The 23,108-nt window shown below is 66.5% G+C and carries 20 protein-coding genes; 13 read left to right on the top strand and 7 right to left on the bottom strand.

Going from position 1 to position 23,108, the window contains the following annotated elements; translation table 11 throughout:
* Positions 1-133 precede the first annotated feature (133 nt).
* Together fnr and VNM24_01280 are read right to left on the bottom strand one after the other, a co-directional pair.
* A complete protein-coding gene (fnr, locus tag VNM24_01285) occupies positions 134-910 on the bottom strand; it encodes a fumarate/nitrate reduction transcriptional regulator Fnr (protein ID HWQ37233.1) in 777 nt (258 codons plus the stop codon).
* A 20-nt stretch (positions 911-930) separates the two neighbouring features.
* Positions 931-1,365: a response regulator gene (locus tag VNM24_01280; protein ID HWQ37232.1), complete on the bottom strand. Its 435-nt coding sequence runs from the start codon at positions 1,363-1,365 to the stop codon at positions 931-933.
* Between the two features lie 226 nt (positions 1,366-1,591).
* Here VNM24_01280 and VNM24_01275 point away from each other — a divergent pair, with 226 nt between their 5' ends.
* The 4 genes from VNM24_01275 to VNM24_01260 all read left to right on the top strand — a co-directional run bounded on the left by VNM24_01275 (position 1,592) and on the right by VNM24_01260 (position 7,702).
* On the top strand, positions 1,592-2,647 hold the full coding sequence (locus VNM24_01275) for an efflux RND transporter periplasmic adaptor subunit (protein ID HWQ37231.1): 1,056 nt from the start codon (positions 1,592-1,594) through the stop codon (positions 2,645-2,647).
* Positions 2,648-2,698: 51 nt separating this feature from the next.
* A complete protein-coding gene (locus VNM24_01270) occupies positions 2,699-3,976 on the top strand; it encodes an FAD/NAD(P)-binding oxidoreductase (GenBank protein HWQ37230.1) in 1,278 nt (425 codons plus the stop codon).
* 146 nt (positions 3,977-4,122) lie between these two features.
* Positions 4,123-7,329: an efflux RND transporter permease subunit gene (locus VNM24_01265; GenBank protein ID HWQ37229.1), complete on the top strand. Its 3,207-nt coding sequence runs from the start codon at positions 4,123-4,125 to the stop codon at positions 7,327-7,329.
* A 151-nt stretch (positions 7,330-7,480) separates the two neighbouring features.
* Complete coding sequence (locus VNM24_01260) at positions 7,481-7,702, top strand: DUF2892 domain-containing protein (protein HWQ37228.1); 222 nt, start codon at positions 7,481-7,483, stop codon at positions 7,700-7,702.
* Between the two features lie 9 nt (positions 7,703-7,711).
* Here the strand turns inward: VNM24_01260 and VNM24_01255 are convergent, their stop codons facing one another.
* The 4 genes from VNM24_01255 to VNM24_01240 all read right to left on the bottom strand — a co-directional run bounded on the left by VNM24_01255 (position 7,712) and on the right by VNM24_01240 (position 13,414).
* Entirely contained in the window at positions 7,712-8,575 is an 864-nt protein-coding gene (locus VNM24_01255; protein ID HWQ37227.1) for a universal stress protein, read from the bottom strand.
* Entirely contained in the window at positions 8,572-11,298 is a 2,727-nt protein-coding gene (locus tag VNM24_01250; protein HWQ37226.1) for a cation-transporting P-type ATPase, read from the bottom strand. Before VNM24_01250 ends, VNM24_01255 begins: the two co-directional genes overlap by 4 nt.
* A 122-nt stretch (positions 11,299-11,420) precedes the next feature.
* Entirely contained in the window at positions 11,421-12,059 is a 639-nt protein-coding gene (locus VNM24_01245) for a response regulator transcription factor (GenBank protein HWQ37225.1), read from the bottom strand.
* A complete protein-coding gene (locus VNM24_01240) occupies positions 12,056-13,414 on the bottom strand; it encodes a PAS domain-containing sensor histidine kinase (protein ID HWQ37224.1) in 1,359 nt (452 codons plus the stop codon). Before VNM24_01240 ends, VNM24_01245 begins: the two co-directional genes overlap by 4 nt.
* A gap of 145 nt (positions 13,415-13,559) precedes the next feature.
* On the opposite strand from VNM24_01240, the gene hemN reads away from it, so the two are divergent.
* The 9 genes from hemN (at position 13,560) to VNM24_01195 (ending at position 21,558) form a co-directional block, all read left to right on the top strand.
* Positions 13,560-14,951 carry an oxygen-independent coproporphyrinogen III oxidase gene (gene hemN, locus VNM24_01235; protein HWQ37223.1) on the top strand — a complete coding sequence of 464 codons (1,392 nt, stop codon included), beginning with the start codon at positions 13,560-13,562 and terminating at the stop codon, positions 14,949-14,951.
* Positions 14,951-15,646: a sulfite exporter TauE/SafE family protein gene (locus VNM24_01230; GenBank protein HWQ37222.1), complete on the top strand. Its 696-nt coding sequence runs from the start codon at positions 14,951-14,953 to the stop codon at positions 15,644-15,646. The genes hemN and VNM24_01230 overlap by 1 nt, the downstream gene beginning before the upstream one ends.
* Before the next feature lie 143 nt (positions 15,647-15,789).
* Complete coding sequence (locus tag VNM24_01225) at positions 15,790-17,712, top strand: LTA synthase family protein (protein ID HWQ37221.1); 1,923 nt, start codon at positions 15,790-15,792, stop codon at positions 17,710-17,712.
* Positions 17,709-18,437, top strand: a complete 729-nt coding sequence (locus VNM24_01220) for a phosphatase PAP2 family protein (protein HWQ37220.1) — start codon at positions 17,709-17,711, stop codon at positions 18,435-18,437. The genes VNM24_01225 and VNM24_01220 overlap by 4 nt, the downstream gene beginning before the upstream one ends.
* Positions 18,438-18,521: 84 nt before the next feature.
* Positions 18,522-18,911, top strand: coding sequence for a 30S ribosomal protein S6 (gene rpsF, locus VNM24_01215; GenBank protein HWQ37219.1), 390 nt, complete (start codon positions 18,522-18,524; stop codon positions 18,909-18,911).
* A gap of 4 nt (positions 18,912-18,915) precedes the next feature.
* A complete protein-coding gene (gene priB, locus VNM24_01210) occupies positions 18,916-19,209 on the top strand; it encodes a primosomal replication protein N (GenBank protein ID HWQ37218.1) in 294 nt (97 codons plus the stop codon).
* A 10-nt stretch (positions 19,210-19,219) separates the two neighbouring features.
* Positions 19,220-19,504, top strand: coding sequence for a 30S ribosomal protein S18 (gene rpsR, locus VNM24_01205; GenBank protein HWQ37217.1), 285 nt, complete (start codon positions 19,220-19,222; stop codon positions 19,502-19,504).
* A 9-nt stretch (positions 19,505-19,513) separates the two neighbouring features.
* A complete protein-coding gene (gene rplI, locus VNM24_01200) occupies positions 19,514-19,963 on the top strand; it encodes a 50S ribosomal protein L9 (GenBank protein ID HWQ37216.1) in 450 nt (149 codons plus the stop codon).
* Between the two features lie 206 nt (positions 19,964-20,169).
* On the top strand, positions 20,170-21,558 hold the full coding sequence (locus tag VNM24_01195; protein ID HWQ37215.1) for a replicative DNA helicase: 1,389 nt from the start codon (positions 20,170-20,172) through the stop codon (positions 21,556-21,558).
* Between the two features lie 169 nt (positions 21,559-21,727).
* Here the strand turns inward: VNM24_01195 and VNM24_01190 are convergent, their stop codons facing one another.
* The gene (locus tag VNM24_01190) at positions 21,728-22,861 is read right to left on the bottom strand and encodes a hypothetical protein (protein HWQ37214.1); all 1,134 of its coding nucleotides are present in this window, start codon (positions 22,859-22,861) and stop codon (positions 21,728-21,730) included.
* Positions 22,862-23,108 lie beyond the last annotated feature (247 nt).

The raw sequence follows: 23,108 nt of genomic DNA, 5'->3' as shown, positions 1-23,108 counted from the left end.
TACATCCGCGGCCGCGACGCTTCGGTATTCGACTGGCTGGCCGACCTGCTCGGGACCATCGCGTTCGTCTATCTCTACTTCAGGGCGGTTGTCCTGCCGGCTCGCGCAATCAGGCAGGCGCCGAACCGGCCTTTCACTCGGGCCGGTTCATGATCCGTTTGAGGCCGGCGATGTCGAGGATGCGCACGTGCTTCTGCTGGACCTCGATCAACCGCTCCTGCTGGAAGCGCGAGAACAGGCGGCTCACCGTTTCGAGCTTCAGGCCGAGATAGCTGCCGATCTCCTCGCGCGTCATGCGCAGATGGAAATCGGATGGCGAGTAGCCGCGACGCGTGAAGCGCCACGAGAGGTTGAGCAGGAAGGTCGCCAGGCGTTCCTCGGCGCGCATCGAACCAAGCAGCATCATTACGCCGTGGTCGCGCACGATCTCGCGCGCCAGCACCGCGTGCAGCCGGCGCTGCAGCGCGGGTATCTCGCGCGCCATCTGCTCGATCAGCGAGAAGGGCATGACGCACACCTCGCTGTCCTCCAGCGCCACCGCGGCGGCGTGATAGCGCCCTGCGCCGATGCCTTCCATGCCCAGCAGTTCGCCGCCCATGAAGAAGCCGGTCACCTGCTCGCGTCCGTTATCGTCGATGACGACGGTCTTGAGAAAGCCGCTGCGAATGGAATAGATCGCGTTGAACGCGTCGCCCGCGTTGAACAGGGCCTCGCCGCGCTTCACGCGCCGGCGGGCGTAGACCAAGCCTTCGACGCGCTGCAGGTCCTCGACGCACAGAGTGCCGGGCAGGCACAGCTCGCGCAGGTTGCAGTTCGAACAGGTGATCTCAAACTTCCGCGCGCTCTGACCGGGTTCCGGGACGATCTGGACGATTCGTGGCTGAAGTCGTGCAACGGCAGCGGCGGGCATGGTTGTCTCCTCCTGGTGGATCAGTTCAAGGTTCTGGCGGCGCGGGCGCTGAGCACCTCGCGCATGCGCTCGAATTCAGTCGTCTTGTCGAAGAACTGGGTGGCGCCGAGCTGCTCGGCCAGCCGCCGGTAAGGCTCGCTCGAAAAATTGCTGAGCACGTAGAAGGCGATGTCGGGAGCCTGCTCGTGCACGGCGCGCAGCACCTCGAAGCCGTTGCCGTCGGCCAGACGCACGTCCAGCACGACGGCGTCGGGATGCGAGGCGAGGATGCCCTGGATCGCCTCGGACACTCCGCTCGCCTTTCCGACGCTCAAGGCACCCGCGATGGAAGAAAGCATTTCTTCCAGCCGCTCGCGCACGAGTTCGGAGTCTTCCACGAGGTACACGCGAAGGGGCGGCTTGTCGGTGGGCACGAACGAAACGTCCTCTTGCATGGTGCGCAGTGTGCGGGCCACGGCCAGCCCGGGCTATCGGCGCCGCCCTGAAAACGCATGTAGGAATGCCGAACGGCGGGCGTAGGACAATTCCTACACCTTTCGATCCGCCCGCTCCGGCGAGACGGCTCGCGCCGCAGCTTGACCCACGTCAATACTCAGGTCCGGCGGGCGGGCAAGATGCTGCGGTCCGATTCTGGGACTTTGGTCGCAGACCCTGCGCATCGCCTGGCCCATGATTTCCAGCATGCACGAACCCCTGTCATCGCCCGTTTCGATGGTGGCGCGCGCCGCCTTCGCACTTTCGGTGCTCGCGTTTCCGGTGGCACAGGCGCAGCCGTTGCAGACGGCCGAGGTGCAATACCGCGAAGTGGACCTCACCTATGCGGCGGAGGCGGTGGTCGAAGCCGTCAAGCAGTCGACCGTGTCGGCCCAGGTGACCGGCCGCATCGTCGAGGTCCATTACGACGTCGGCGATTACGTCAGAAAGGGACAGGTAATCGTGCGCATCGACGAGACCGAAGCGAGCCAGGTGGTGGCGGGCTCCGAGGCGCAGGTGGCCCAGGCGCAGGCCGCCTTCGAGAACGCGCGCGCGGCCCTGCAACGCAGCCGCGAACTCGCCGCGCAGAAGTTCATCAGCCAGGCGGCGCTGGACAAGGCCGAGGCCGAGTACCGTGTGGCCGAAGCACAGTTGAAGGCGGCGCGCGCCGGCGCCAGCCAGGCTTCGACGACCAAGAGCTATACCGTGGTGGTCGCGCCCTACAGCGGCGTGGTGTCGGCGCGCCACGTGGAAGTGGGTGAAATGGCCACGCCGGGCAAGCCGCTGATGACCGGCTTCGACCCGCGGGACATGCGCGTGATCGCGAGCGTCCCGCAGTACAAAGTGGCCGAAGTGCGTGCCAGCCCGCGGGCCATGGTGGAGATTCCGTCTCTCAACAAATGGATCGAGGCACGCTCGATCACGGTGCTGCCGGCGGCCGACCCCAGGACCCATGCCACGCGCGTGCGGCTCGATCTCCCGGAAAACGTTCGCGATGTCTATCCGGGGATGTTCGCGCGCGCCTATTTCACGGTCGGCCGCGCGCGCAAGCTGGTGGTGCCGGTCTCCTCGGTGGTCAAGCGCAGCGAGGTGACCGGCGTCTACGTCGTCAAGCCCGACGGGACGGTGAGCTTCCGCCAGGTCCGGTTGGGCGAACCCGCGGGCCAGGGGGACATCGAGGTTCTCGCCGGCGTGTCGGCGGGCGAGCGTGTGGCAATCGATCCCATCAAGGCGGGCATGAAGACAGTGCCCGCGAGTTCGTAGCGCTCGGCGCCCCGGGACGGTCCCGGCGCGCGTTCAGCACAGGAGTCTGCCATGGCACATATCGTCATACTCGGGGCCGGCCTCGGCGGAATGCCGATGGCCTATGAGATGAAGGCGCTGGCGCGGTCACAAGACAAGGTGACGGTGATCTCGAATGTCCCGACCTTCCACTTCGTCCCATCCAACCCGTGGGTGGCGGTGAACTGGCGCCAACGCAAGGACATCGAGTTCGAGGCCGGTCCCCATCTCGCAAGGAAAGGCATCGACTTCATTCCGGTGGGCGCGAAGCGCGTCCATCCCGGGACGAACGAAGTCGAACTCGTCGATGGGCGACGGATCGCCTACGACTTCCTGGTGATCGCCACGGGACCGAAGCTCGCCTTCGAGGAGGTCGAAGGCCTGGGACCTCAAGGACACACCCAGTCCGTGTGTCACGTCGATCATGCCGTTGTCGCGGGCGAGGCGTGGGAGGCGTTCGTGCAGAATCCCGGCCCCATCGTGGTGGGCGCGGTGCAGGGCGCCTCGTGTTTCGGGCCGGCCTACGAGTACGCGTTCATCATGGACACCGACCTGCGCAAGCGCCGAATCCGCGACCGGGTGCCGATCACGTTCGTGACGCCCGAACCCTACATCGGCCATCTCGGCCTGGGCGGTGTGGGCGACTCCAAGACGCTGCTCGAATCCGCGATGCGCGAACGCAACATCAAATGGATCTGCAATGCCAAAACCGCGCGCGTGGAGGCCGGCAAGGCGCACGTCGTCGAATACGACGACATGGGCAAGGAGAAGCGCCCGCACGAGCTGCCATTCAGGTACTCCATGATGCTGCCGGCCTTCAAGGGCATCGACGCCGTCTTCGGCATCGAGGGACTGACCAACCCGCGCGGCTTCATCCTGATCGACGAGTACCAGCGCAATCCCAGCTTCCGGAACATCTACGCGGTCGGCGTGTGCGTAGCGATTCCTCCGGTGGAGCAGACGCCGGTGCCGACCGGAGCGCCCAAGACCGGCTACATGATCGAGTCCATGGTTACCGCGACGGCGCACAACATCCGCGAAGTGCTCGACGGCGGGCAGCCGACGCACAAGGCTACCTGGAACGCAGTCTGCCTCGCCGACTTCGGCGACACGGGCGTGGCGTTCGTGGCGCTGCCGCAGATGCCGCCGCGCAACGTGAACTGGTTCACCGAAGGGAAGTGGGTCCATCTGGCGAAAGTGGCCTTCGAGAAATACTTCATCCGCAAGATGAAGAAGGGCGCCACCGAACCGATCTACGAAAAGGTCGTGCTCTCGGCGCTCGGGATCACGAAGTTGAAGGAAAAGGCGTGAGGCACAACGACGCAAGACGCGTGACCGTTGAGGACGGAGAAAGTTTTCATATCCGGCGCGCGTGTCTGACGCCCCAGGCGGTCGTGTTTCCTCCCGGCTAGCGCCTTGTGCCGATCGCCTCGCCGCGCACGCTTCACCCTTCGCCCATGGGTCTCTCCGGTCGCATCGCGCGCTTCTTCCTCGATTCTCAGCTCACGCCGCTGATCGCGCTGGTGGCGGTGCTGCTCGGCCTGTTCGCGGTTGTGGTGACGCCGCGCGAAGAGGAGCCGCAGATCAACGTCACCATGGCCAACGTGTTCATTCCGTTTCCCGGCGCCTCGGCCAGGGATGTGGAGAGTCTGATCGCCACGCCGGCGGAACAGGTGATCTCGCGCATCACCGGCATCGATCATGTCTACTCCGTTTCGCGGCCGGGAATGGCGGTGCTCACGGCGCAGTTCGAGGTCGGCGTTCCCCACGAGACCGCGGTGATCCGGCTGATGGACACCATCCAGTCGCGCAAGGACTGGGTGTCGCCGAATCTCGGCGTGGGCGAGCCGATCATCAAGCCGATGGGCATCGACGATGTTCCGATCGTCACGCTGACCCTGTGGACGGCCGATCCACAACGCGGCGCCTTCGAGCTGGAGCGGGTGGCGCACGCCGCCGAAGTCGAGATCAAGCGGGTGGCGGGCACGCGCGACGTCTATACCATCGGGGGGCCCGGCCATGTGGTGCGAGTGCTGCTGGACCCGGAGCGGATGAACGCGTTCGGCATCACGGCGCAGGACATTGCCGGCGCGCTGCAAGTGGCGAACGCTTCGCAGCCGGCCGGAACACTGACGCGCGACAACCGCGAGATCCTGGTGCAGACGGGGACCTATCTCGCCAGCGCCGCGGACGTGCGCCACCTGGTGGTCGGGGTAGCCGACGGCCGGCCGATCTTCATCAGCGACGTGGCGCGGGTCGAGGAAGGGCCTGACCTGCCGGCGCAGTACGCCTGGTTCGGGACCGGACGTCAGGCGGCGGCCAAAGGCGTGAAGCAGTCGGGCGAGTTTCCGGCGGTGACCCTCGCCGTTTCCAAGAAGCCGGGCGAGAACGCGGTCGACGTGGCCGATCGCATCACGCGCCAGGTCGCACTGCTCAAGGGCACGGTCATCCCCGAAGGCGTCGAGGTCACGGTCACGCGCAACTACGGCGAGACGGCCAACGACAAGGCGATGAAGCTGATCCAGAAGCTGATCTTCGCCACGCTTTCGGTGGTGGCGCTGGTCTTTGCCGCGCTCGGGCGGCGCGAGGCGCTCATCGTCGGGGTCGCGGTACTGCTGACGCTGGCGGCGACGCTGTTCGCCTCCTGGGCCTGGGGCTTCACGCTGAACCGGGTGTCGCTGTTCGCGCTGATCTTCTCGATCGGGATCCTGGTCGACGACGCCATCGTGGTCGTGGAGAACATCCACCGCAGGCGGCTTCTGTCCGACACGCCGCTCGCCGGCATCATTCCGGTCGCGGTGGACGAAGTCGGCGGACCGACCATTTTGGCCACCCTGACGGTGATCGCGGCGCTGCTGCCGATGGCCTTTGTCACCGGGCTCATGGGACCGTACATGAGCCCGATTCCCATCAATGCGTCGATCGGGATGCTGATCTCGCTCGCGATCGCCTTCGTCGTCACGCCGTGGCTGTCGCTCAAGCTGCTCGGCCACGCACCCCACGCACACGGGCCGACGCGCCTCGACCGCGGCCTCGCCGCGCTGTTTGCCAGGCTGCTCACGCCCTTCCTGAATCGCGAGCGCGGCAGGAGGGCGCGCCTGCTGCTGCTGGGTGGCGTGGTCGTCGCGATCCTGGCCGCGGTGTCGCTCTCCGCCTTCAAGCTGGTGGTTCTGAAGATGCTGCCGTTCGACAACAAGTCGGAGTTCCAGGTGGTCGTGGACATGCCGGTGGGCACACCGCTGGAGCGCACGGCGGCCGTGCTGCGCGAAATGGGCGCCTATCTGCAGAGCGTGCCCGAGGTCACCGACTATCAAGCCTACGTTGGCACGGCCAGCCCGATCAACTTCAACGGCCTGGTGCGCCAATACTACCTGCGCGAGAGCCCGCAACAGGGTGACATCCAGGTCAACCTCACGGACAAGCACCTGCGCAAGCGGCAAAGCCATGAGATCGCCCAGGCCGCGCGGCCAGCGCTGGAGAGAATCGCCGCGGCGCACGGGGCCGAGGTGAAAGTGGTGGAAGTACCACCCGGTCCGCCGGTAATGTCGCCGATCGTGGCGGAGATCTACGGGCCGGACTACGCCGGGCAGATGGCGGTGGCCAAGGCGGTGCGCGCGCAGTTCGAGCGGACCAGGGACATCGTCGCCATCGACGACAGCGTGGACGACGATGCGCCCAAGGTGACGGTGCGCGTGCTCCAGAGCAAGGCGGCGCTCGCCGGCGTGGCGCCGCGCGACATCGTCGACACCATGCGCATGGGTCTGGCCGGGCAAGACGTCACGCCGATCCACAGCGGCGAGGCGAAGTACGAGATCCCGGTTCGCCTGACGCTGCCGCCCGAGCGCCAGTCGACACTCGACGAACTGCTCAAACTCACGGTGCGCTCGGCGAGCGGCGAGCGCCTGCCGCTTTCGGAACTGACACAGGCCGTCCCGGCGCAACGCGACAAAACCATCCACCACAAAGATCTGCTGCCTGTGGTCTACGTGGTCGGCGACATGGCGGGGCGGCTGGACAGCCCGCTGTACGGCATGTTCGAGATGCGTTCGCGCATCGCCGGCATGAGCCTGGAGCAGGGCGGGACCCTGGCGGAGACTTTCATCGGGCAGCCCGAGGACCGTTACCGGCGCTACAGCCTGAAATGGGACGGCGAGTGGCAGGTGACCTATGAGACCTTCCGGGACATGGGCATCGCCTACGCCGTGGGACTGGTGCTGATCTACCTGCTGGTGGTGGCGCAGTTCCGTTCCTACCTCACGCCGCTGATCATCATGGCTCCGATACCGCTGACGGTGATCGGCGTGATGCCGGGGCACGCGCTTCTCGGCGCGCAGTTCACCGCGACCTCGATGATCGGCATGATCGCGCTGGCCGGGATCATCGTCCGCAATTCCATCCTGCTGGTCGATTTCGTCGATCAGCAGGTAGCCGCTGGCGCGGCGCTTCAGGAAGCGGTGGTCAACGCGGCATCGGCGCGCGCCAAGCCCATCGTGTTGACCGGGCTGGCCGCGATGCTCGGAGCCTTCTTCATCCTGGACGACCCGATCTTCAACGGCCTGGCGGTCTCGCTGATCTTCGGCATCCTGGTCTCCACGCTGCTCACCCTGGTGGTGATCCCGGTGCTGTACTACGCGACGTTGTGGAAGCGGGCAGCGAGCCGGTGACGGACGAGGAGAGACGAGTTACGAAGGAGAAGCTTTCGGCCGTCTTCTTTCCCCGGTCACTGCTCACGTGTTCTGGGACTTATGTCGCAGACCGGCGGCCGCATCGCGGGCATCATCCGCGCACCGTAAAGCTCATGCCCGGGAGGCTGCAATGACCGTCAATCGCATCGTGCGCATCGTCGCCGGAACCTTCGTGCTGCTCTCGCTCGCGCTCGGCGCGCCGGCGAGCCCGTTCTACGTCTCGAGCCACTGGCTGTGGTTCACGGCCTTCGTCGGCGCAAACCTGCTCCAGAGCGGCTTTACGAAGTTCTGCCCGATGGACATCTTCCTGAGAAAGCTCGGAGTGCGCGAAACCGAGGCCTGCGCCACCTGATAGGCGCCCCTACCTCGGAGTGGCGGGGACCACCAGCACGTCGCAGGCGGTGGCGGCGAGGGTGTGAAGCGTGACGCTGCCCAGGAGCAGTTCCTCGAGCAGCGACTTGCCGTGCTTGCCGACGACGACCAGGTCGGCACGCAGCTCCTTCTCCATGTCGACGATACGCGCGGGCGCGGGGCCGTGCGAGACGGCGCGCGACAGGCGTTCGCGCGGCATGGGAAGCCGGGCCACGAACGCGTCCATCTCCCTCAGCGCCTGGTCGTGGGCCTGACGGCGGTACTTCTGGATCGTCTCCTCGCTGGCGCTGGCCAGCCGCATGGTGCTCTCGAACAAGACCTCGAAGGCATGCAGCAGCGTGAGCTGCGCCGAAGGCGCGGTCGCCCCGGCAACCGATACCAGCGCGGTGGAGCCCGCGGAGAAATCGACCGGCACCAGGACCTGCCGGTAGGGGCCGGCGGGGCTGGTCTTCACGACCAGCACGGGGCGCGTGCTCATTCTCAGCAGGCGCTCGGCGGTCGTCCCCACCGCGAGATCGCGCAGGAGATTCGTCCCGCGCGCGCCGACCACCACCAGATCGTACTGCGCGGAAGCATCGCGGATCGCCTTCGCCACCGAACCTTCCTCCAGGCGCGGCTCGAAAACGACATCGCTCGGCTTGCCGGTGTCCGCCGCATGCTGCGCGAGCGCGCGCCGCAGTGCCGCGCGCGTCTGCGGCTGCAACTCGGCGGCGAGCGGCAGCGGCGGCGCCACGTGAAGCAGCGTCACCTTGCCGATGCCCAGCTCGCGGGCCAGCACTCCGGCGCGGATCGCGGCCTGGCGCGCGTGCTCGGAAAAGTCGGTCGCGACGAGAATCGAGCGCAATGCGGTCATGGGTTGCCCTGTTTGGCGACGACGGGGCCGGCGGGCGCGCGTGCGCGGGTTCTCAGCAGCCACTTCTCGGCTTCCACGATGGCGAACAGCGCGGCACCGAAGCCGAAGATGCGGATCCAGTGGTCGAACGCGAGACTTTCCGTCCTGAACAGAGTCTGCATCGGGGGCGCGTAGATGAACGCGGCCTGCAGCGCCGCGAACACGGCCAGCGAAACGAGCACGTAGCGGTTGCCGGTCAGTCCTTCCCAGGACACGACCGAAGCGGTGAGGTGCCGGGAGTTGAAGAGGTAGAAGGCTTCGCCGACCACCAGCGCGGTCACGGCGGCGGTGCGCGCCAGCTCCACGCTGCTTCCCTGCGCCAGCTCGTGCAGATAAAGGCCATAGGAGCCGGCGACCAGCAGCGCCCCCACCAGACACAGACGCCACACGAGGAAGCGGGACAGCATGGGCTCGCGCGGATCGCGCGGCGGTTGACGCATCGCATCCGGTTCGACGGGCTCCATCGCGAGCGACAGGGTGAGCGCCACCGTGGTGACCATGTTCACCCAGAGAATCTGGGTGGGCGTGATCGGTAGCACCGCGCTCGCGCCGAACACGATCGGCAGCAGCATCATCGCCGCTTCGCCGGCGTTGGTCGGCAGGACATGGACGATGGCCTTCTTCAGATTGGCGTAGACGCCGCGGCCTTCCTCCACGGCATGCGCGATGGTGGCGAAGTTGTCGTCGGCCAGCACCATGTCGGACGCTTCCTTGGCCGCCTCCGTGCCCTTCATGCCCATGGCCACGCCGACATCGGCGCGCTTGAGCGCCGGTGCATCGTTGACTCCGTCGCCGGTCATGGCCACGAGCTGGCCCTGAGCCTGCAGCGTCTCGACGAGCTTCAGTTTATGTGCGGGGCTGACACGGGCGAAAATCGCCGCCTCGCGTGCGACGCGGCGCCAGTCGTTCTCGTCCATCGCGTCGAGTTGCGCGCCGGAGACCACCACAGGCGCCTTGCCCAGGCCGAGGGCGACGCCGATCGCGCGCGCGGTGACGGCGTGATCGCCGGTCACCATCACCACGCGGATGCCCGCCGCGCGACACTGGGCGATGGCCGCGATCGCTTCCTCGCGGGGCGGGTCGGAGATGCCGAGCAGGGCGAGCATCACGAAACCGCCGCCCTCGACGTCGCTGAACTTCAGCGTGCGTTCGCCGTCGGTCGCGGGACGAATTGCCAGCGCGAGCAGGCGATGGCCGTCGGCCGCGATGCGCTGCGCCGATTCCAGCCAGTAGGCGCGGTCGATGGGCCGGTCTTGTCCCCCGGCACGCTCCCGGTTGCACATGCCCAGCACCTGCTCGGGCGCGCCTTTGAGCATGACGTATCCATGGCCGGCGTGATCGTGATGCAGCGTGGCCATGAAGCGGTGCTCGGATTCGAAGGGAATCACGTCGGTGCGCGGCAATGCCTCGGACTCGAATGCCAGGTCGATGCCGGCCTTGGCGGCCAGACTGAGCAGCGCGCCTTCCATCGGGTCGCCTTCGACCCGCCACGTGCCGTCTTCCTCGACCAGGCGCGCGTCGTTGCACAGCGCCGCGACCCGGCCGATCTCGATGAGTTCCGGACGGTCGGACGGCAGTACGCTGCGGTCCTGCGCGACGAAGCCTCCATGGGGCGCGTAGCCGGCGCCCTCGACCTCGAAATCCGCGTCCGCGGTGACCACCTTGCGCACGGTCATTTCGTTGCGGGTCAGCGTGCCGGTCTTGTCGGAACAGATGACCGTCACCGATCCGAGCGTTTCCACCGCCGGCAGGCTGCGCACGATCGCATTGCGTGCGGCCATCCGGCGCACGCCCACGGCGAGGATGATCGTCATGATGGCAGGCAGACCTTCCGGAATGGCGGCGACCGCCAGTCCCACGGCCGCCATGAACATGTCGGACGGACCGTAGTCGCGCACGAGGGTTCCGAACATGAACAGGCCGGCAGCGACGATGGCGATCGCTGCGGTGAGCCGGCGACCGAAGGCGGCCAGCTTGCGCAGCAGCGGCGTCTGGATCTCGCCCACTTCCTCCATCATGGCGCTGATGCGGCCGATTTCGGTCTGCTGTCCGGTCGCCACCACCACACCCACGCCCTGGCCGAACGTGACCACGGTGCCCGAGTAGGCCATGCAGCCGCGGTCCCCGATGGGTGCGTGTGCCGCGACCGGATCGACGGCCTTGTAGACGGGTAAGGATTCTCCGGTCAGCGCCGCTTCGTCGATCTGCAGCGAACGCACCTCGAGCAGACGCAGGTCCGCGGGCACCTTGTCGCCCGATTGCAGAAGCACGATGTCGCCGGGAACCAGGGCATCGGCGGACACCTCGGTCGCCCGTCCATCGCGCAGGACGGTGGCGCGCAGCGACAGCAGCTTGCGGATGGCCTCGAGGGCCTGCTCGGCCTTGCCCTCCTGAACGAAGCCGATCACCGCGTTGATCACCACGACACCGAGAATCACGGCGGTGTCGAGCCATTCGCCCAGCACGGCGGTGAGCGCGGCGGCGATGAGCAGGGCGTAAATGAGCACGTCGTGGAACTGGCGCAGAAAGCGCTTCCAGGCCGCACGTCGGCGCGCGCCGGGCAGGGAGTTGGGGCCGTACTTGTCCAGGCGCGCGCGCGCCTCGGCGGCGGAAAGGCCGCGGCGCCGGTCGGCGTGCAAAAAGGACAGGACTGCGCCTGCCTGCTCGGCGTGAAATGGCACCATGGGACTCCAGTGAACGGTGAACGCGCTGCGTACGGCGCAACCAGTCTACCGGGGTCGGCAGGCCCGGCCCATCGGTGCAAGGCCGATCAGGCTTGTAGGAAGACTCCTATGCACAGCGACGGTCAGGGCGTGCGGTCGAGGAGCCCGTGCTCGAGCGCATAGCGCACCAGCTCCGCGGTGCTGCGCAGCTGCATCTTCTCCAGAATGCGTGCCTTGTGCGTGCTCACCGTCTTGATCGACAGATGCAGATTGTGCGCAATCTCTCCCGGCCCCTGGCCGGTCGCCAGCAGGCGAAAGATCTCGAACTCCCGGTCGGACAGCAGCGCGTGCGGCGGCGCATCGACTGCGCCGGTGCTGGCGATCAGGCTCGCCGCAGCGGTATCGGAGATGTGCACCCCGCCCGCGGCGACCTTGCGAATCGCGCGCAGCAATTGATCGGAGGCGCTGTCCTTGGTCAGATAACCCGAAGCGCCGGCCTTCAGGGCGCGCGCGGCGTATTGCTGTTCGCCGTGCATCGACAGCACCAGGATGCGCAGCGCGGGCTTCTCTACCTTGAGCCGCTTGATGAGCTGGATGCCGGCGAGGCCCGGCATCGACATGTCCAGCAGCACGAGGTCGAAGTCGCGAGCCTTGATCAGCGCCAGCACCTCGTCGCCGTTGGCCGCTTCGGCCGCCACCTCGATGTCCTGGGCGCTCGCCACGATCTGTCTGAGCCCGTCGCGGACCAGCTTGTGATCGTCGGCGATCAGCAGCCGGATCATGCCGGGTTGCCTGCAGCCTGTGGCCGCAGGGGTACTCGCAGAGTGACCCGGGTGCCACCGCGCGGCGCGGGCGCGACCTCGAAGGTTCCGCCCAGGTGAAGCGCGCGCTCGCGCATGCCTTTCAGACCCAGTGACTTGGCCTTGGCCAGATCTCCGGGCGCGATGCCCCGGCCGTCGTCCTCCACCTCGAGCAGGATGCCGCCGTTCTCCGCCGCGAGCACGACCCAGGTGTTGCGCGCCTGCGCGTGGCGCGCGACGTTGGTCAGCGACTCCTGCAGCGCACGGTACACGGTGTTGGCGACCGAACGATCCAGGTCGTTCAGCGCCTGCTCGTCGGGGCAGTGCAGGTGTCCCTGGATTCCGGAACGCTGGGAAAAATCCTCCACCAGCCAGGCGGCGGCGTCGGAAAGACCGAGGTCGTCGAGCATCAGCGGCCGCAGATCGGCCGCGATGCGGCGAACCGAACTGACTGTCTGATCGAGCGTCTGCGTCATCCTGCGCAGCCTGACCGAGAGCGCCTCGTCGCTCGCCGGCAGATGGCCGCTCAGCCAGCCGAGATCCATCTTCAGCGCGGTCAGGAGCTGGCCGAGTTCGTCGTGCAGCTCGCGGGCGATGCGTGTCTTTTCCTCTTCCCTGGCTTCCTGGACCTGGGCCGACAGCGCGCGCAGTTCGCTTTGCTGGCGTCTGAGTTCGTTTTCGTAGCGGTCGCGCAAGGTCACGTCGCGCAAGATCACCGTGTAGAAGCGGTGCCCGCCTTCCGCCACCTGGGAGATGGATGCCTCGATCGGAAATTCCTCGCCGTCGGCGCGCAGCCCCCACAGCTTGGTGGCATCGCCCATGCGGCGGTTGGTCACGCCGGTACGTCCGAAAATCTCGATGTGAGTACGGTGCGCTTCGCGGAAGCGCGACGGGATCAAGCGGTCCAGCGCGGCGCCCAGAACCTGATCGCGCTTGCAGCGAAAGACTTGTTCCGCCGAGCGGTTGAACAGGACGATCCTCTGGTTCTCGTCGACGGTGATGATGGCATCCATCGCCGAGTCGACGATGGCGGCGAGCCGCGCCTCCTTCTCCTGCAGCACGGCCTGCGCCTGCGTTGAAATCCACTCGGCCCGCTGTCTCTTCTCTTCGGCCAGGAAGGCCTGGCGCACGGCAACGCCGATCCCCACCGCCACCGCGAGCATGTCGACGATCAGCGACACCGCCACCAGCCACGGCGCCCCCTGCCCATGCGAAAAAGCCACGGCGTTGAGGGCCACGATCCCCGCCAGCGCGACGACGGCCGCGGTCAGGCTCGCGGGATGCAGCCAGACCGGACGCTCTCGCCGCGGCGACCCGGAGGCTGTCGGAGTATTCATGAGGCGGCGTTGCGTGGGTCAATCACGGTCTGGGCAAGGCCCTGGTCGTGAACCGCTTTGACACAGGTCAAGGTCTCCCGACCGGCGTTTGGCATAGTGGCTGCATGGTGCGCGTTGCAGGCGCCACGACGACAGACGACAGGTGATGTTTCCTTCCTCCGAACTGGTCATCGATCCGGTACTGATCCGCAAATACGACATCAGCGCACCGCGTTACACCTCGTATCCCACGGCCGACCGTTTCGTCGAGGCCTTCGGCGAGCAGCAGTTCAGAAGCTGGCTCGCCAGGCGCAACATCGGATCGATCAATCAGCCGCTCTCGGTGTATGTTCACATCCCCTTCTGCGAGAACATCTGCTTCTACTGCGGCTGCAACAAGGTGGTCACTCGCGACCACAGGAAGTCGGAGAAGTATATCAAGTACCTGCTGCGCGAACTGGCGCAGGTGGGCGAGTTGCTGGGCACCGAGCGGCGCACCTGCCAGTTGCACTGGGGCGGTGGCACCCCGACGTTCCTGTCGCAGGACGAAATGCGTCAACTGATGGACGCGCTCGACGCGCAGCTCGAACGCGAGTCCGATTGCGAGGTTTCGATCGAAGTCGATCCGCGCACAGTCAGCCCGGGACAGATGGCGTTTCTCGCCGGGCTCGGATTCAACCGCGTCTCGGCCGGAGTGCAGGATTTCGATCCGCAGGTTCAAAGGGCGGTGAACCGCCTGCAGGGCGAAGAGCAGACCCGGCGGGTGGTCGAGGAAGCCCGCGCGGCCGGCTTCCGCTCGGTCAACCTCGACTTGATCTACGGGTTGCCGCGACAGACGCTCGACAGCTTCAACGCCACGCTGGACAAAGTACTCGCGCTAGACCCGGACCGGATCGCGCTCTACAGCTACGCGCACCTGCCGCGCCTGTTCAAGCCGCAGCGCCGCATCGCGCAGGCCGATCTGCCCTCGGCGGAAACCAGACTCCAGATCATGACGCTGGCGATCGGGCGGCTGACCCGCGCCGGCTACTACTACATCGGCATGGATCATTTCGCCAAGCCGGAGGACGAGCTGGCGGTGGCCCAGCGACAGGGGCGGCTGCAGCGCAACTTCCAGGGTTATTCGGCCAAACCCGAATCCGACATGCTGGGATTCGGCCTGTCGTCGATCGGGCGCGTCGGCCCGACCTATTACCAGAACGAGAAGCGCCTGGACGAGTACTACGCCGCGCTTGATGACGGGCGGCTGCCGGTCTGGCGCGGTCTGGTCCTCAGTGAAGACGATCTGGTCAGGCGCGCGGTGATCCAGGCGCTCGCCTGCCACTTCCGGCTGTCCATCGAGTCGATCGAGCTGGCTCACCTGATCGACTTCCGGCGCTACTTCGCCGCCGAGCTGCAGGATCTGAAACAGCTCGCGGACGACGGGCTGGTCGAGCTGACGCCGGAGTGGATCGAAGTGACGCCCAAAGGCCGCTTGCTGGTGCGCGTCGTGTGCATGGTCTTCGATCGCTACCTGCGGCAGAACCGGCAACTTTCGTCCTACTCGAAAGTGATGTGATGTTCGAAGCACACCTGGCGGCGATGTTCGTCACCGGTCTTCTGAGCGCGGGTCACTGCGCCGGGATGTGTGGCGGCATCGTCGGAGCCCTTTCGGCGCGGGGCGGCGCGCGGCTGCCTTTTCACCTGGCCTACAGCGCGGGACGTGTCGGTTCCTATGCGATCGCCGGCGCGGCTGCCGGATCGATCGGCGGAATGAGCCTGATGCTGTCCGAGATCCTGCCGGTGCAGCTCGCGTTGTATGTGGTGGCGAACATCCTGCTGGTGCTGCTCGGCCTGTACCTCGCGGGCGTCTCGTCGCTGGTCACGCGGCTGGAGTCCGCGGGCCAGACGCTGTGGAGGCGACTGCTTCCGCTGACTTCCCGATTGCTTCCGGTTACCACGGTTCCACGGGCGGCGGCGGTCGGCGCCTTGTGGGGATGGGTTCCGTGCGGGCTGGTCTATGCGGTGCTGGCCACGGTGCTGCCGGCCGGCAGCGCGCACGAGGGCGCCGCGCTCATGGTCGCATTCGGTCTGGGCACGCTACCCACCCTGCTGACCGCCGGCCTGTTCGCGCACGGGGCCGGCCGGCTGCTCAAGGCGCGGGCCTTGCGGGTCGCCTCCGGCACACTGGTGCTCGGCTTCGGCGTGACAGGCCTGGCCCGCGCCTTCGATCTGGGCGAACAGATCCGTCGCGGCATTCTCTGCCTGGGCTAGCGTTCAAACAGGCGGGATCGCAGAGAATCCCGCGCAACCCGCACCCAAGAGCGTTCGCACTGGATGCAGGCCGCTGTAAACCCCCTGCGCGGACGGGCGTTAAGAAAGACCGCGAATCGGGAGGCGGGCGCGACGTGAACAGGATGCGACAAGGAGCGATCGGACTGCGGCGGCTGGGCCGCTTCGAGCTGTGGGGCTGGCTCGCGGCCTTCTACCTCGGGGTCTCGTGCCTCACCCGGCTGGTGCTGATCGGCGCAGCGTTGCATTCCCGGGAACTGGAATGGGCCGCCATCCTGCCGGTGATGGCGCGCGGTTTCATGTACGACGTCGCCACGGCGCTGTATCTGTTTGCCCCGCTTGCCCTCTACCTTGCGCTGCTCCCCGATCGCGTTCTGCGGATGCCTCTGCATCGGCCGCTGCTGGCCTTGTTCACAGCGCTCAGCGTGTTCGGGTTGATCTATCTCGGGGTCGTGGAGTACTTCTTCTTCGACGAGTTCGACGCGCGCTTCAACTTCATCGCGGTGCAGTACCTGATCTATCCGCACGAGGTGTTCGTCAACATCTGGGATTCCTATCCGGTGGGCCGCGTGCTGATTCTGGCGGGGTTGGCGACCGCAGGGCTGATGTGGCGGTTTCGCGCTGTCCTCGCCAGAACCGTCGCCGCGCGCGATCCGCTGCCAGTGCGTCTTGCCTTCGCGCTCACGCTGGCCGCGCTTCTCGCGATCGTTCATCTCGGGCTGAACATCACGACCGGCCGCCAGTCCGCCAACCGTGTGGCCAACGAGCTGGCGCTGAACGGGATCTACAGCTTCTTCAACGCCGCCATCAACAGCGAACTGGACTATCCCCAGTATTACCTCACACTGTCCGATGACGAAGCCGACGAGCGTCTGAGGCAGGTCATCGCGCCGCAGGCCCGATATCTGCCCGGCGGCGAGCACCTGGAGCGCCATGTCCAAGGTAGCGGTGCGCCCAGGATGCTGCACGTCGTGGTGCTCCTGCAGGAATCGCTGGGTGCGGAGTTCGTCGGCGCCTACGGCGACCAACGCGGCCTCACGCCCAACCTGGACCGCATCGCGCGCCAAAGCCTGATGTTCGACAACGCCTATGCCACGGGCACACGCACCGTGCGCGGAATGGAAGCGGTGAGCGCATCCTTCCCTCCCGTGCCCGGAGAATCGCTGGTCAAGCGCCCGCACAACGAAGGATTGTTCAATTGGTCGACCGTGATGGCGAGCAACGGCTATTCGCCCACGTTCATCTATGGCGGCTACGGAACTTTCGACAACATGAACCATTTCTTCGAGTCCAACGGCTACCGCGTGATCGACCGGACGGACATGGACGAGCCGAACTTCGAGAACATCTGGGGGGTATCGGACGAGGATCTCTTCCGCAACGCCCTGCGTGTATTCGATGAGCAGCATGCGCGGGGCGAGAAGATCTTCTCGGTCGTGATGTCCACGTCGAATCACAAGCCGTTCACCTATCCCCCGGGCGTACCGGGCGTGCCGGAGCAGGGCGGCGGGCGCGAGGCCGGCGTCCGGTACGCCGACTATGCGATCGGCAAGTTCTTCGAGGCCGCGCGCACGCGGCCGTGGTACGACAACGCGCTGTTCGTGATCGTGGCCGATCACGGCGCGCGGGTGTACGGGCGCGAAGACATCCCGGTCCCGACCTACGAGATCCCGCTGCTCGTCTATTCGCCGAGGCATGTGGCGCCGGGCCACGTGAAGACGCTGACCAGCCAGATCGACATCGCCCCGACGGTTCTGGGTCTTCTCGGGTTCAGTTACGACTCGGCATTCTTCGGCATCGACGTGCTCCACGAAGCCCAGCCGAACCGGGTCATCCCGCTCAACCACAATCGCGACGTGGCGCTGTTCGACGGCCACTACCTGGTGGAACTTGGCTTTCGCAAGACTGCGGCCGCCTTTGAATACGACCGGCGCACCCGCACGCAACGCCCCACACCGATCGACGGCGAGCGCCTGAAGGACGCGATCGCGGTGTTCCAGGAAGGCTACGAGCTGTATCGCGAGCACCTGTACGTGCTGGCGCAATGAGCGCGACCGCGCTGTCGCGGTCAGCCCGCTTCTGGCTTCTGCACCTCGTGCTGCCGGTGGCGCTGCTGCTCGCACTGCTGGTTGCGCTGGAGGCGAGCGGACTCGACCGACGGATCTCGGACGCCTTCTTCGATCCGGTCTCGCGCAGCTTTCCGCTGAAAGACGACTTCATCCTCGAGAAGGTGCTGCGCCGCGGCGTCAAGTACGCGGTGGTGGCCTCAGCCCTGGTCGTGTTCGCTGCCTGGGCGCTTTCCTGCCTCATCCCGCGCCTGGCTGCGCATCGCCGTCTGCTGCTGTTTGTCTGGCTGGCGATGGCGGCGTCCTCATCGACGATCTCGGGCCTGAAGGCGCTCAGCCCGCGGCACTGCCCGTACGACTTGCAGGAGTATGGGGGTACGGTTGCCTCCACCACGCTCTTCCAGGGGCTGCCACCGGGCGCGGCCCCCGGGCACTGTTTCCCGGGCGGTCATGCTTCGACCGGCTTCAGTCTGTTCGCCGGGTATTTCGCGGCCTTGCACCTGGGCCGCATGCGGCTGGCCATCGGCGCGCTGATCTTCGCGGCGTCGCTCGGGATGGGCCTGGGGCTGGGACGCGTGGCGCAGGGGGCGCACTTCCTGTCTCACAATCTGTGGACCGCGCTCATCTGCTGGACGGTGACGGTCGCGCTGTACGCGGCGCTGCTTCGCGGGCGGAAGCCTTTGAATCCGCACGGCGCATCGGTATAATCCGCGCCTTCCTTGCCTCACCGGGACCGCAACCGGGAGGCTATTGCGCCCGCAGCCGGGCGATCAACCCACAAGGAGTGTTCGATGCGGCATTACGAGATCGTTTTCATCGTCCATCCCGATCAGAGCGAGCAGGTGCCCGCGATGATCGAGCGCTACCGCGGCATGGTGACCGCCCGCGGGGGGCGCGTCCACCGCCTCGAGGACTGGGGCCGCCGGCAACTCGCCTACCCGATCCAGAAGGTCCACAAGGCGCATTACGTGCTGATGAACATCGAGTGCGAGAAAGGCACGCTCGAGGAGCTGGAGCACGCGTTTCGCTTCAACGACGCCGTGCTGCGCCATCTCGCGGTGAGCATGCCGCGCGCCTACACCGAGCCTTCGCCAATGATGAAGGAAGAGAAGGCCAAGCAGATCGTGGGTGCGGCCGCCGAGGCCGCGGCGCAAGCGGCCGCCCAGCCGGCGCCCGCCTGAGGCGGTGGCCGACAACCGGCTCGTCCTGCATGCGAAGCTGATTGCACGGGACGCGCTTCGGCGCACTCCGGCCGGCGTTCCGGTGGTGTCCTTCCGCGTGGCACACGAGTCCGAGCAGCCCGAGGCGGGCGTCGCGCGCAAGACGGCGTTCGAGCTCGACTGCGTGATCATCGGCAAGGAAGCCGAACGGATGACCGCCGCGCCGGGCGCGAATCTGAGGCTCGGAGGATTTCTCGCCCCCCGCAGCAAGTCGAGCACCCGGCTGGTGCTGCATGTGAACGAATTCGACATCGAGTGAGGAAACGAAAATGCCAGGTCCAGGCAGGTCCAGAGACAAGCGTGACAAGCGCGACAAGCGCGCAGCCGGCTCGCGCCCGCTGTTCAAGCGCCGCAAGTTCTGCCGCTTCACCGCGGAGAAGATCGAGTGGGTCGACTACAAGGACGTCGAGCTGCTGAAGGATTTCATCAACGAGAACGGCAAGATCATTCCGGCGCGCATCACGGGCACCAAGGCGCGCTACCAGCGGCAGCTTTCCGTGGCGGTAAAACGGGCCCGCTTCCTCGCGCTGCTGCCGTACACCGATCTGCATTGAGGTGCGACCATGCAAGTGATTCTGCTCGAGAAGATCCACAACCTCGGCAAGCTGGGCGACGTCGTCAAGGTGAAGGAGGGGTTCGCGCGCAACTACCTGATCCCGCAGGGCAAGGCGAAGCGCGCCACGCCCGAGAACATCGCCGCATTCGAGCGGCGACGCGCGGAGCTGGAAGCCGAACAAGCCAAGTCCCTGACTGAAGCGACGGAGCGTGCCGCGCGCATCGAAGGCCTGACGGTCCAGATTGCGCAGAAGGCCGGCGTCGACGGCCGGCTGTTCGGCTCTGTAACGAACTACGACATCGCGGCGGCGCTCAAGGCACTCGGGCACGAAGTCTCCAAGTCGATGATTCGGCTGCCGAACGGTCCGCTGAAACAGGTCGGCGACCATTCGATCGTCATCGATCTTCATCCCGATGTGACCGCCAGGATCACGGTCTCCGTGCTCGGAGAACAGTAAGCCGCGACGCACTGTCGTCGCGCAGCGACACGCGTTTTTGAATTGCAAGGGCCGCGCAGCGCGCGGCCCTTTCTTTTCTTCCTCAAGGCGTTCTTGCGCGAAGTTGAAAGTGCAAAAAATTTCTTGGCGCACGGTCGCGTGTTTCCAATAAACTTACGCGCAATTTGTCGCGCGCCGTGCAGGCAGTTCACAACATCGGGAGGACAATGGCCCAGTCGGCAGTCCAGCGCGTACAGGATGCGCAGGTCGAGCTGATCAAGCTTCCGCCGCACTCGGTGGAGGCGGAACAGTCGGTGCTGGGCGGCCTTCTCCTCGACAACGCCGCATGGGACAAGATCGCCGACTTTATCGGCGAATCGGATTTCTACCGGGCCGACCACCGGCTCATCTATCGTCACATCTCGAAGCTCATCGAGGCTTCGCGTCCCGCCGACGTCATTACCGTAGCGGAAAGCCTGGAGAGCACCCGCGAACTCGAGGGATGCGGCGGCCTCGCCTACCTGGGCGCACTGGCGCAGAACACGCCTTCCAGCGCCAATATCCGCCGCTACGCGGAGATCGTCCGCGAGCGCGCGATCATGCGCAAGCTGGCGGAGACCGCCAACGAAATCGCGGACGCGGCGTACAACCCCATGGGGCGCGAGGCGGCGCAACTGCTCGACGAGGCCGAGTCCAGGATCTTCGCCATTTCCGAGGAGGGCGCGCGCGGCCGGCAGGGTTTCCTGGACATGCAGCCGCTGCTCACCCAGGCGGTCGAACGCATCGATCTGCTCTACAACCGGGACAATCCGTCGGACGTCACCGGCGTGCCGACCGGGTTCACCGACCTGGACCGCATGACCTCGGGCCTGCAGCCGGGAGAACTGATCATCATCGCCGGACGGCCGAGCATGGGCAAGACCTCGCTGGCGCTGAACATCGCCGAGCACGTCGCGCTGGATGCCGGTCTGCCGGTGGGCGTGTTCTCGATGGAAATGTCGGCTTCGCAGCTGGTGATGCGCATGCTCGGCTCGGTGGGCCGGCTGGATCAGCACAAACTGCGCACCGGGCGGCTGGCCGACGAAGACTGGCGTCGCCTGACCGATGCCGTGGGCAAGCTCAACGACGCGCCGATGCACATCGACGAGACCGCGGCGCTCAATGCGCTCGAGCTGCGCGCCCGTGCCCGGCGGCTACACCGCCAGTACGGGAAGCTGGGCCTGATCGTGGTGGACTATCTGCAATTGATGTCGGCGACCACGCAGGGAGAAAACCGCGCCACCGAAATCTCCGAGATCTCGCGTTCGCTGAAGGCGCTCGCCAAGGAACTCAACGTGCCGGTAATCGCGCTGTCGCAACTGAACCGCTCGCTCGAACAGCGACCGAACAAGCGGCCCGTGATGTCCGATCTGCGCGAATCGGGCGCGATCGAGCAGGACGCGGACCTGATCTTCTTCATCTACCGCGACGAAGTCTACAACCCGGACTCGCCCGACCGCGGGCGCGCCGAGGTCATCATCGGCAAGCAGCGCAACGGGCCCATCGGTACCGTGATGCTGACTTTCCAGGGCGAGTACACCCGCTTCGCCAACTTCGCCGACCCGACCCGCTACTGAGCCACCGACCGCCAGGACACCAGGGCACCCCGACAATCAGCGGTTCCGTTTCCATCCGGCTTTGCGCACGGGGCGAGACATCGATCTTCCCGGCGCGGTCAGGTGGGCGTTTCCGAAGCGATCGAGTCGTTCCCCGGCGTCTCGCTGGCCTGGAGGTGAACGGGGCTTCTTAGACTTCGTCGGGGAACCTGCGCCTGAACTCGGCGTAGGTGCGCTGGAACTCCGACTCCATCCCTTCCTGGCGATAGACCGCCATCAGCTTCACCCACGAGTCGCGGTCGTTCGGGTCGCGGTGGATCTGGAACTCGAGCAGGCTGATGGCGTTCTGAATACGCCCCAGCGCGATGAAACGATCGACGTCGGTGAACATGGAGCGGGCGCTGTCGAGCGCCAGATCCATTTCCTGCCGCAGTTCGAGCCCCGGCTGCTCCGCTCTCGGCGGCTCGGGCGGCGAGGGCTCGCCGGCGGCGGGTGCGCCCGGAGGCGGCGGCTCCAGCGGGATATCGGGAAACACGGGCGGCGCCAACTCTTCCTCCAGGCGCGGTTCTGACGGGGGCCGTTCCGGTTGCTGCGGTCGGGGTGGCACCGGAGCCGGGGCAGGGCTTGTCGGCGGTCGTGGTGGAGCGGATCGCGCCCGGATATCGAGCAGCGGTCCGGCGGCCTGTCTGGCTTCGTGCAGCAGCGCATCGATGCGAGCTTCATGCTCGGCCAGCACGGCTTTGGTCTGCGTGCGCCGCCCGAAGAAGAAAGCCGCGATCGCGAGCAGCAGCGCACCGGTTGCGGCGCCGGCCCACAGGATCCAGGGCATTCCCCGCTCGGGTGCAGGTGTCGGCGGAAGCGGTGCGACGGGCGGTGCCGGCGGGACACTGAGCGGGACGGCGTCGAGCAGCATGACCAGCGAGCGGCGCAGCCCTTCCACCGCCTGCTCCAGACTTGCGAGCTGCCTGTCGATCGCGATTTGCGCGTCGCGCAGTTGGGCGATCTTCTGCTCCAGCGCTGCCAGCCGCTCCCGCGAAAACACTTCCGGTTCTGCTGCGCGCGGACCGGGTGGCCGCGCCGGCACCGGCCTGGGCTGCGCTCTGTGCTCAGGACGTGCCGCGCGGGGCTGGACCTCGCCTCTGGGCAGCTCGGGCAAGAACAAACGGGTGCCCGCCGCCAGAGGCAAGGCCTTGCCCTCGGGAAAAAGCTGCGGGTTCGCGGCGATGATGGCTTGTTCCAGCGCGCGTCTGGCGACCGGATCGCGAGGATGCAATGCGCGCGCGATGCTCGTGACCGTCTCGTCGTGCAGCAGCGTCAGGCGCACCACTTTTTTTTCTGGCGACGCCGCGGTGGGGGCAACTGGGCGCCCGGACGCCGCATCGCGCGCGCGCGCCTCGCCGCGAAACGATGCGACCTCGAGGCGCTCGATGTCGAGCGGGACGGCGAAACAATACAGAGAGAGCAACCCTCCCAGGCCCAGGCTTGCCAGGCGCGCTGTCGCGGAGACCGAAGGCGAGGGGACTGCTCTACTAGGTATTGTGGTTCCCCAAGGGGTTGCTCACCATAAATTG

This window comes from Burkholderiales bacterium, assembly GCA_035560005.1.
In the GTDB taxonomy this organism is placed as follows: Bacteria; Pseudomonadota; Gammaproteobacteria; order Burkholderiales; family Eutrophovitaceae; genus DASRFY01.
This window is presented reverse-complemented; position numbering and strand designations above follow the sequence as displayed.

What these genes read in the sequence shown, in the direction of transcription:
- VNM24_01255 (HWQ37227.1), bottom strand. Translation starts at nt 8,575, where the DNA reads ATGACCGCATTGCGCTCGATTCTCGTCGCGACCGACTTTTCCGAGCAC.
- fnr (HWQ37233.1), bottom strand. Translation starts at nt 910, where the DNA reads ATGCCCGCCGCTGCCGTTGCACGACTTCAGCCACGAATCGTCCAGATC.
- VNM24_01230 (HWQ37222.1), top strand. Translation starts at nt 14,951, where the DNA reads ATGTTCGAAGCACACCTGGCGGCGATGTTCGTCACCGGTCTTCTGAGC.
- rpsF (HWQ37219.1), top strand. Translation starts at nt 18,522, where the DNA reads ATGCGGCATTACGAGATCGTTTTCATCGTCCATCCCGATCAGAGCGAG.
- VNM24_01250 (HWQ37226.1), bottom strand. Translation starts at nt 11,298, where the DNA reads ATGGTGCCATTTCACGCCGAGCAGGCAGGCGCAGTCCTGTCCTTTTTG.
- VNM24_01260 (HWQ37228.1), top strand. Translation starts at nt 7,481, where the DNA reads ATGACCGTCAATCGCATCGTGCGCATCGTCGCCGGAACCTTCGTGCTG.
- rpsR (HWQ37217.1), top strand. Translation starts at nt 19,220, where the DNA reads ATGCCAGGTCCAGGCAGGTCCAGAGACAAGCGTGACAAGCGCGACAAG.
- VNM24_01195 (HWQ37215.1), top strand. Translation starts at nt 20,170, where the DNA reads ATGGCCCAGTCGGCAGTCCAGCGCGTACAGGATGCGCAGGTCGAGCTG.
- VNM24_01265 (HWQ37229.1), top strand. Translation starts at nt 4,123, where the DNA reads ATGGGTCTCTCCGGTCGCATCGCGCGCTTCTTCCTCGATTCTCAGCTC.
- VNM24_01225 (HWQ37221.1), top strand. Translation starts at nt 15,790, where the DNA reads ATGCGACAAGGAGCGATCGGACTGCGGCGGCTGGGCCGCTTCGAGCTG.
- hemN (HWQ37223.1), top strand. Translation starts at nt 13,560, where the DNA reads ATGTTTCCTTCCTCCGAACTGGTCATCGATCCGGTACTGATCCGCAAA.
- VNM24_01270 (HWQ37230.1), top strand. Translation starts at nt 2,699, where the DNA reads ATGGCACATATCGTCATACTCGGGGCCGGCCTCGGCGGAATGCCGATG.
- VNM24_01275 (HWQ37231.1), top strand. Translation starts at nt 1,592, where the DNA reads ATGCACGAACCCCTGTCATCGCCCGTTTCGATGGTGGCGCGCGCCGCC.
- rplI (HWQ37216.1), top strand. Translation starts at nt 19,514, where the DNA reads ATGCAAGTGATTCTGCTCGAGAAGATCCACAACCTCGGCAAGCTGGGC.
- VNM24_01245 (HWQ37225.1), bottom strand. Translation starts at nt 12,059, where the DNA reads ATGATCCGGCTGCTGATCGCCGACGATCACAAGCTGGTCCGCGACGGG.
- VNM24_01240 (HWQ37224.1), bottom strand. Translation starts at nt 13,414, where the DNA reads ATGAATACTCCGACAGCCTCCGGGTCGCCGCGGCGAGAGCGTCCGGTC.
- VNM24_01220 (HWQ37220.1), top strand. Translation starts at nt 17,709, where the DNA reads ATGAGCGCGACCGCGCTGTCGCGGTCAGCCCGCTTCTGGCTTCTGCAC.